This is a genomic window from Paraburkholderia sp. RL18-085-BIA-A (assembly GCF_046027075.1).
GTDB lineage: Bacteria > Pseudomonadota > Gammaproteobacteria > Burkholderiales > Burkholderiaceae > Paraburkholderia.
In genome coordinates, this window is sequence record NZ_JARESU010000736.1 from 1 (window position 1) to 225 (window position 225).

The following is a 225-nucleotide window of genomic DNA, read 5'->3' on the forward strand; positions in this document are numbered from 1 at the left end:
ACACCAGTTTTTTCGCAAAAAAGGCCGCAGGAACAAAATTGGCGCCCGGACCGGCCGGTCACGGTCGAGGTTTGGCAACAGGGCGAGCGCGTCCGCGATTTCACGCCGCAGGCGCCGCGCGGGGATTTGCGTGGCGACATCGCGAATAACGTTCGCACGCGGCCTGAACCGACAAGCATCCAATAGGAAATTGCTGCGATGAACGCCTCATCGTGTCCGATTCAG

At 60.0% G+C, this 225-nt stretch carries 1 protein-coding gene; it reads left to right on the plus strand.

The genetic code is table 11. From position 1 onward, the window contains the following. Positions 1–186 (plus strand): hypothetical protein (locus P0D89_RS54615; protein ID WP_408379955.1); only part of this gene is annotated, 186 nt, incomplete at its 5' end. Between the last annotated feature and the right edge of the window lie 39 nt (positions 187–225).